Genomic DNA, 8,986 nt, shown 5'->3' with positions numbered 1-8,986 from the left:
ATGGCCACAGAGCAGGAACTCCTCAAGTACCTCAAGCGCGTCACGACCGAACTGCACGACCTGCGCCGGCAGGTCCGGCGGAACGCGGACGAGCCGGTCGCGATCGTCGGCATGGCATGCCGGCTGCCCGGCGGTGTGACGACCCCGGAGGAGCTGTGGCGGCTGGTCGCCGAGGGCCGGGACGCCGTGTCCGACTTCCCCGCCGACCGCGGCTGGGACCTGGACACCCTGTTCGACGAGGACCCCGACAAGGCGGGCACCTCCTACGCCCGCCAAGGCGGATTCCTGCGCGACGCCGGCCTGTTCGACGCCGAGTTCTTCGGTGTCTCACCGCGTGAGGCGCTGGCGATGGACCCGCAGCAGCGACTGCTGCTGGAAACATCGTGGGAGGCGCTGGAACAGGCCGGCATCGACCCGCTCTCGCTGAAGGGCGCGGACGTCGGTGTCTTCAACGGCATCATGGGCGTCGACTACTTCTTCGGCGGCAACCTCCCGCCGGAACTGGAGGGTTACGCCGGCACCGGCGGCGCGGGCAGCGTCGCCTCCGGCCGCGTCTCCTACGTGTTCGGCTTCGAGGGCCCCGCGGTGACCGTGGACACCGCGTGCTCCTCGTCCCTGGTCGCCATCCACCTCGCGGCCCAGGCGCTGCGGCGCGGCGAGTGCTCGATGGCCCTGGCGGGCGGCGCCAGCGTCATGGCCACCCCGCACACCTTCGTGGACTTCTCCCGCCAGCGCGGCCTGGCCGCCGACGGCCGCTGCAAGTCGTACGCCGACACGGCCGACGGCACCGGCTGGGCCGAGGGCGCGGGTGTCGTCGTGCTGGAACGGCTGTCGGAGGCACAGCGCCGGGGCCACCGCGTGCTCGCGGTGATCCGGGGCAGCGCCGTCAACCAGGACGGCGCGTCGAACGGTCTGACCGCCCCCAACGGCCCCTCGCAGCAGCGCGTGATCCGTAAGGCGCTCGCGAACGCGGGGCTCACCCCGGCGGACGTGGACGCGGTCGAGGGCCACGGCACCGGCACCGTCCTCGGCGACCCGATCGAGGCACAGGCCCTCCTCGCCACCTACGGCCAGGGCCGTGAAGCACCGCTGTGGCTGGGCTCGTTGAAGTCCAACATCGGCCACACCCAGGCCGCCGCCGGTGTCGCCGGCGTCATCAAGACGGTGCAGGCCCTGCGCCACGGCATCCTGCCCGCCACCCTGCACGCGGACGAACCCAGCAGCCGCGTCGACTGGGACGCGGGCGCCGTCCGGCTCCTCCACCGCACCAGCCCGTGGCCCGAGATCGACCGGCCGCGCCGGGTGGGCGTGTCCGGGTTCGGCGTGAGCGGCACGAACGCGCACCTGATCCTGGAACAGGCACCGGAGCAGACACCCGAGCAGGACACCGCCGAGCCGGTGGTTCCGGCCGACGGTGTCCTGCCGCTGGTCGTCTCGGCACGGAGCACGGGAAGCCTCGCCGGCCAGGCGGCCCGGCTGGCGGAGTTCACCGGCGCCGCCGACGCGCCTCTGGGCTCCATCGCGGGCGCCCTGGTCACGCAGCGGGCGGTCCTGCCCGAGCGGGCGGTGGTCGTCGCCGGTTCGCGTGCGGAGGCGGTGGCGGGGTTGGGTGCGTTGGCTGCGGGGGAGTCGTCTCCGGTCGTGGTGACGGGGTCGGGTGCCGGTGGGAAGACGGTGTTCGTGTTCCCGGGCCAGGGTTCCCAAAAGGTCGGCATGGGCGCGGAGTTGTATGAGCGGTTCCCGGTGTTCGCGCGGGCGTTGGACGAGGCGTGTGCGGCGTTGGACGCGCAGCTCGCGGGTGCGGTGGGGCATTCGGTGCGGGATGTGGTCTTCGGGGCGGGTGAGGGCCTGCTGGATCGGACGGTGTTCACGCAGGCGGGTCTGTTCGCGGTGGAGTCGGCGTTGTTCCGGCTCGTGGAGTCGTGGGGTGTGCGGCCGGATGTGGTGGCCGGGCATTCGATCGGCGAGGTTGTGGCCGCGCATGTCGCCGGGGTGTTGTCGCTGACGGACGCGGCGGTGCTGGTGGCTGCTCGGGGTCGGTTGATGCAGGCCCTGCCGTCGGGTGGGGCGATGGTGGCGGTGGCGGCGAGTGAGGCGGAGGTCGGTGAACACCTGGGCGCAGGTGTGGATCTTGCGGCGGTGAACGGGCCCGCGTCGGTTGTCCTGTCGGGTGACGAGGATGCCGTCGTGGCGGTGGCGGACCGGCTGCGCGAACAGGGCCGCCGGGTGAAACGGCTGACCGTCTCCCATGCGTTCCATTCGGCGTTGATGGAGCCGATGCTGGCCGAGTTCGGCGAGGTGCTGTCGGGGCTGACCTGGAACGAGCCTGCCGTCCCGGTGGTGTCGAACGTGACCGGAGAGCTGGCCGAGCCGGGTCAGTTGTCCGACCCTGCTTACTGGGTGGATCACGTTCGCCGTCCGGTGCGTTTCGCCGACGGCATCGCCGCGTCGGGCGGGTCGGTCTTCCTGGAACTCGGCCCCGGCGGCGCCCTGACCGGTGCGATCGGTGAGTCCGCGGCCGAGGACGCGGTGAGCGTTCCGGCCCTGCGGGATGACCGGGGCGAGGAGCGGACGCTTCTGCTGTCCGTCGCGGAGTTGTTCGTGCGCGGTAAGAAGGTGGACTGGGCGGCGGTGCTGCCCGAGGGTGCCACCGAGGCCCACGTGGAGCTGCCGACGTACGCCTTCGACCACCAGCACTACTGGCTGCGGATGGCGGAGTCCGTGGTCGACGCGGCGGCGCTGGGGCTGGCCGGCGCCGACCACCCGCTGCTGGGCGCGATGGTGCAACTACCGCAGTCCGACGGGCTGGTCCTCACCTCCCGGCTGTCTCTGCGCACTCACTCCTGGCTGGCCGACCACGCCGTCGGCGGAGTGGTTCTGGTGCCCGGCACCGGGCTGGTCGAGCTGGCTGTGCGCGCCGGTGACGAGGTCGGCTGCGGGGTGCTGGACGAGCTGGTCATCGAGGCACCGCTGGTCGTTCCCGAGCAGGGCGCCGTACGCCTCCAGATCGCCGTGGGCGGCCCGGACGGGACCGGCGCCAGAAGCGTGGAGGTGTACGCGGCCCCCGACGATCCCGCCGGCTCGGACGGACCGGCCGTCTGGACCCGGCACGCCACCGGTATCCTCGCGCCGACGGCCGGCGAGGCCGCGCCCGGCTACGACTTCACCACCTGGCCGCCGCCCGGCGCACAGCGCACGGACACGGACGACCTGTACACCGAACTGATCGCCCACGGCCACGCCTACGGGCCGCTTTTCCAGGGGCTGCGCGGGCTGTGGCGGCGCGGTGACGAGCTGTTCGCCGAGGCCGCGCTGGCGGAGGAGGACCAGACCGAGGCGGACCGGTACGGCGTGCACCCGGCGCTGCTGGACGCCGTCCTGCACCCCGCCGTCCGGGAAGCCGTCGCGGGCGACGGCGACCAGGTGTGGCAGCCGCTGGAGTGGCACAGGGTCGTCCTGCACGCCACGGGTGCCACCGTGCTGCGGGCCCGGCTGCTGCGGTCCACCCGGGGTGTCGTCTCGGTCGAGGCGGCCGACGAGACCGGCGGGCCCGTCCTCACGGCGGATGCCGTGACCCTGCGGCCGGTCGCCGCCGACCGCCTGACGACGCCGGACGCCCCCACGGGCACGGACGACGCCCTCTTCCACGTGGAATGGACCGAGCTGCCCGCGCCCCGGCCGGGCGCCGCGGCACCGGAATGGGCCGCGCTGTCCGCACCGAGCGGGGTGGCGGCGCTGGTGGACGGCGCCGAGCCGCCGGCCGCCGCAGTGGTCGACTGCGTCGCGGACGGTGCGACCGACACCGAAGCGCTCACGCTGACCAGCGCGGCGCTGGAGATCGTCCAGGCCTGGCTGGCCGAACCCGGGACGGAGGGAACGCGCCTCGTCGTACGCACCCGGGGTGCGGTGCCCGCCGACGGTGAGCGGACGGTGACCGACCCGGCCGGGGCCGCCGTATGGGGCCTGGTCCGGGTGGCTCAGGCGGAGAACCCCGACCGGATCGTCCTGCTCGACACGGACGACGACGACGAGACCTTCGGCCCCCTGCTCACCGCCGCCCTCGCGACCGGCGAACCCCAGCTCGCCGCCCGAGGCGCCACGCTGTACGCCCCTCGGCTGACCCGCGCGACCGCCCCCACGGTCGCTGACGCGGGTTTCGATGCGGATGGGTCGGTGCTGGTCACGGGGGGCACCGGTGTGCTGGGTGCGCTGGTGGCGCGGCATCTGGTGGTGCGGCATGGGGTGCGGCATCTGGTGCTGGCCAGTCGGCGGGGATCGGATGCGGCGGGTGCCGCGGAGCTGGTGGCGGAGCTGTCCGGTCTGGGTGCGGAGTCGGTGTCGGTGGTGGCGGCCGACGTGTCGGACCGTGGGCAGGTGGCGCAGTTGCTGGGTGGGGTGGCGGCGGAGCGTCCGCTCTCGGGTGTGGTGCACACGGCTGGTGTGCTGGACGACGGGGTGATCGGTGCCCTGACCCCTGAACGCCTGGCAGGTGTGTTCGCACCCAAGGTGAGCGCGGTCGCGCACCTGGACGAGTTGACGCGTGAACTCGTTCCCGCACTGGGCACGTTCATCGTGTTTTCGTCGGCGGCGGGTGTGTTCGGTTCGGCGGGTCAGGGTAACTACGCGGCGGCGAACGCCTATCTGGACGCGGTGGTGCAGCGGCGCCGGTCCGCGGGCCTGTCCGGTGTGTCGCTGGCGTGGGGCCTGTGGGAGCAGGCCACCGGAATGACCGCCCACCTGAACGACGTCGACCAGGCCCGTATGCACCGCGGCGGCTTCCAGGCGATCACCCCCGACGAGGGCCTGGACCTGTTCGACGCCGCCCTGCGCACCGGCGAGACCCTGCTGGTCCCGATCAAGCTGGACCTGCGGACCATACGTGCCGAGGCCGCGGCCGGCGGAGACATACCGTCCCTGCTGCGCACACTGATCCCGCACAGCCGCCGCGCCGCCGCCCGCATCGCCGCCGGCCGCGGCAGCGGGCTGGCCGGCCGGCTCGCGGGCCTGCCCCCGGCCGAGCAGGAGGCCCTGCTCCTGGACCTGGTCCGCACTCACGTCGCGACCGTGCTCGGTCACACCGGCCCCGAGAAGGTCAGAGCCGAAAAGGCTTTCAAGGACGCCGGCTTCGACTCGCTCACCGCTGTCCAGTTGCGCAACCGGCTGCGCGAGGCCACCCGGCTCAGCCTCCCCGCGACCCTCGTCTACGACTACCCGACCCCGCTCACGCTCGCCCGTTTCCTCCGCGGCGAGCTGGACGGACCGAACGGCAACGTCACCGGCGCGGCGGCCCCCACGGTCGTCGTCGCCGACCCCGACGAGCCGATCGCCGTCGTCGGCATGGCCTGCCGACTGCCCGGCGGCGTCAACAGCCCTGAAGAACTCTGGCGGTTGGTCGCCGAGGGCCGGGACGCGATCTCCGGCTTCCCGGAGGACCGCGGCTGGGACGCGGAAGGCCTCTTCGACACCGACCCCGAGAACGTCGGCACCTCCTACGTCGACCAGGGCGGCTTCCTGCACGAGGCGGGCCGGTTCGACGCGGGCTTCTTCGGCATCTCCCCGCGCGAGGCACTCGCGATGGACCCGCAGCAACGCCTCCTGCTGGAAACCTCCTGGGAGGCACTGGAACGGGCGGGTGTGAACCCGTCCACGCTGAAGGGCACGGACGTCGGCGTCTTCTCCGGCGTCATGACCCAGGGCTACGGCATCGGCGGGGACATCCCCCCGGAACTCGGCGGCTTCACGGCCACCGGCTCAGCGGTGAGCGTGGCCTCGGGCCGGGTGTCGTACGCCTTCGGCTTCGAAGGCCCCGCCGTCACCATCGACACCGCCTGCTCCTCCTCCCTGGTCGCCATGCACCTGGCCGCCCAGGCCCTGCGCAACGGCGAGTGCTCCATGGCCCTGGCCGGCGGCGCGACCATCATGGCGACACCAGGTACCTTCGTGGAGTTCTCCCGGCAGCGCGCCCTCGCCCCCGACGGCCGCTGCAAGGCCTTCTCCTCGACGGCCGACGGCACGGGCTGGGCGGAGGGCGTCGGCGTAGTCGTACTGGAGCGACTCTCGGAGGCCCGCCGCAAGGGCCACCGCGTCCTGGCGGTCCTGCGCGGCAGCGCCATCAACCAGGACGGCGCCTCCAACGGCCTCACCGCCCCCAACGGCCCCTCGCAGCAGCGGGTCATCCGCCGGGCCCTGGCGGTGGCCGGTCTGGCCGCCTCCGACGTGGACGCGGTGGAAGCACACGGTACGGGCACGGCGCTCGGCGACCCGATCGAGGCGCAGGCCCTGCTCGCCACCTACGGCCGGGACCGCGAACAGCCCCTCTGGCTCGGCTCGGTGAAGTCCAACATCGGACACACGCAGGCCGCCGCCGGAGTCGCCGGTGTCATCAAGATGGTCGAGGCGCTGCGGCACGGCGTCCTGCCCCCGACCCTGCACGTCGAGGAGCCGACCCCGCAGGTCGACTGGTCGGCCGGGGCCGTCGAGCTGCTGACCGAGGCCCGGGACTGGCCCGAGACCGGCCGTCCCCCGCCGGGCCGGCGTCTCCTCCTTCGGACTCAGCGGTACCAACGCCCACCTGATCTTCGAACAGGCCCCCGAGGAACCGGCCCGGGAGCCGGTCACGCCGGCCGACGGTGTCGTCCCGCTGGTGGTGTCGGCGGCTTCGGAGGGTGCTCTGGCCGGGCAGGCGGAGCGGTTGGCGGTGTTCGTCGGTGCCACGGATGCGTCGTTGGTGGAGGTCGCGGGTGTGCTGGCGGCCCGGCGTGCGGTGCTCTCGGAGCGGGCGGTGGTGGTTGCCGGTTCGCGTGCGGAGGCGTTGGCGGGGCTGGGTGCGCTGGCTGGAGGGGAGTCGGCTGCCGGGGTGGTGAGCGGTGGTGTGGCTGCCGCCGGGCGGACGGTGCTGGTCTTCCCCGGTCAGGGTTCGCAGTGGCTGGGTATGGGGCGGGAGCTGCTTGAATCCTCGGCGGTGTTCGCCGAGCGGGTCGGGGAGTGTGCCCGGGCGTTGGAGCCGTGGGTGGACTGGGATCTGCTGGCCGTGTTGCGGGGTGAGGCCGACGCCGGTCTCGTCGCCCGCGTCGATGTCGTGCAGCCGGCGAGTTTCGCGGTGATGGTGGGGCTGGCGGCTGTGTGGGCGTCCGTGGGTGTTGTTCCGGATGCGGTGGTCGGGCATTCGCAGGGTGAGATCGCGGCCGCCTGTGTGGCGGGTGCGTTGTCGTTGGAGGATGCGGCGCGGATCGTCGCGGTGCGTAGTCAGGTGATCGCGGGGGAGCTGGCGGGCCGGGGCGGCATGGCTTCCGTGGCGCTGTCCGAGGCGGATGCCGCTGCCCGGATCGCCGCGTGGGAGGGGCGGGTCGAGGTCGCTGCCGTCAACGGCCCGTCGTCGGTGGTGATCGCCGGTGACGCCGAGGCTCTGGACGAGGCGTTGGCCGTGCTGGAGGCCGAGGGCGTGCGGGTGCGCCGGGTCGCGGTGGACTATGCGTCGCATACCCGTCATGTGGAGGCGATCGAGGGGGCGTTGGGGGAGGCGTTCGCGGAGATTCGCGGTCAGGCGCCGGTGGTGCCGTTCTTCTCGACGGTGACCGGTGGGTGGGTGCGTGAGGCGGGTGTCCTGGACGGTGGTTACTGGTACCGCAACCTGCGTGGTCAGGTGCGTTTCGGGCCGGCGATCGCCTCCTTGCTGGCTGAGGGGCATTCGGTGTTCGTGGAGTCCAGTGCGCATCCCGTGCTGGTGCAGCCGGTGAACGAGGTGGTGGACGAATCGGGGTCCGAGGCTGTTGTCGTCGTGGGTTCCCTGCGTCGTGATGAGGGTGGGCCGCGGCGGTTGTTGATGTCGCTGGCCGAGGTGTTCGTCAAGGGTGTGGCGGTCGACTGGACGGGTGTGCTGCCCGAGGGTGCCGGGGCGGCGGACGTGGAGTTGCCGACGTACGCCTTCGAGCACCGGCACTACTGGCTCAAGCCCGCTCCGGTGGCGGACGCCGCCTCCCTCGGGCAGGCCCGGGCCGACCACCCCCTGCTCGGCGCGGTCGTGGAAGTACCCGAGACGGGGGGCGTGTTGTGCACCTCACGACTGTCTCTGCGCACGCACCCCTGGCTGGCGGACCACACCGTCGGCGGGGCGGTGCTCGTCCCCGGTACCGGACTGGTCGAGCTGGCCGTGCGGGCCGGTGACGAGGTGGGCTGCGGAGTTCTCGAAGAGCTGGTCGTCGAGGCACCGCTGGTCCTGCCGGAGCAGGGTGGAGTGCGCGTGCAGGTCACCGTGGGTGGCCCGGAGGAGACGGGCACCCGGACGGTCGCCGTCTACTCGGCGCCCGACGACATCACCGGAGACGCCGACACCTGGACCCGGCACGCCACCGGCACCCTCACCGCCCTGGTGACCTCCGACGTGGCCGAGTCGGCCACCGGCCTCACCGTGTGGCCGCCGACCGGTGCCCGCCAGGTGGACATCTCCGGCGGTTACGAGCTGCTGGCCCAGGCCGGCTACGGTTACGGGCCGGTCTTCCAGGGCGTACGAGCCCTGTGGCGGCGCGGCGACGAGCTGTTCGCCGAGGTCGCCCTTCCCGAGGACCAGCGGGCCGGCGCCGCCCGGTTCGGCATTCACCCGGCGCTGCTCGACGCCGCGCTGCACCCCGCGATGCTGGACGTGGCGCTGTCCGATCCCGAGGGCGAGAACCGCAGCGAAGACGGTGTCCACCTCCCCTTCGGCTGGAACGGCCTGCACCTGCACGCGGCCGGTGCCACGGCGCTGCGGGTGCGCCTGAACCGGTCCGCGCCCGACGCCCTGGCCCTCGAAGCGGCGGACGAGACGGGCGCGCCGGTGCTCACGCTGCGGTCGCTGGTCTCGCGGACCGTGTCCGCCGACCAACTGGGTGCGGCGACCGACGACAGCCGGCACTCCCTGTTCCGCGTGGAGTGGACGGAGCTGCCCGCGACGACGGAACCCGGCATCGATCTGCCGCCCGCCTGGGTGCCGATCACCGAGCCGGCACAC

1 protein-coding gene and 3 pseudogenes are annotated in these 8,986 nt (G+C 73.1%); all 4 read left to right on the top strand.

Annotated features, from left to right (window positions below):
• Positions 1-6,951, top strand: coding sequence for a type I polyketide synthase (locus tag D9753_RS37590; RefSeq protein WP_240468035.1), 6,951 nt, complete (start codon positions 1-3; stop codon positions 6,949-6,951).
• Positions 6,944-7,798 (top strand): annotated as a pseudogene (locus D9753_RS39660) (acyltransferase domain-containing protein); the annotation flags it as partial. The gene D9753_RS37590 and the pseudogene D9753_RS39660, both read left to right, overlap by 8 nt.
• A 24-nt stretch (positions 7,799-7,822) precedes the next feature.
• Positions 7,823-8,239: pseudogene (locus D9753_RS39655) on the top strand (polyketide synthase dehydratase domain-containing protein); the annotation flags it as partial.
• Positions 8,234-8,851: pseudogene (locus D9753_RS39650) on the top strand (polyketide synthase dehydratase domain-containing protein); the annotation flags it as partial. The pseudogenes D9753_RS39655 and D9753_RS39650, both read left to right, overlap by 6 nt.
• Between the last annotated feature and the right edge of the window lie 135 nt (positions 8,852-8,986).

This window comes from Streptomyces dangxiongensis (genome assembly GCF_003675325.1).
GTDB classification, from domain to species: Bacteria; Actinomycetota; Actinomycetes; order Streptomycetales; family Streptomycetaceae; genus Streptomyces; species Streptomyces dangxiongensis.
Note: the sequence above shows the minus strand (reverse complement) of the source record. Positions and strands in the feature narration are given on the sequence as shown.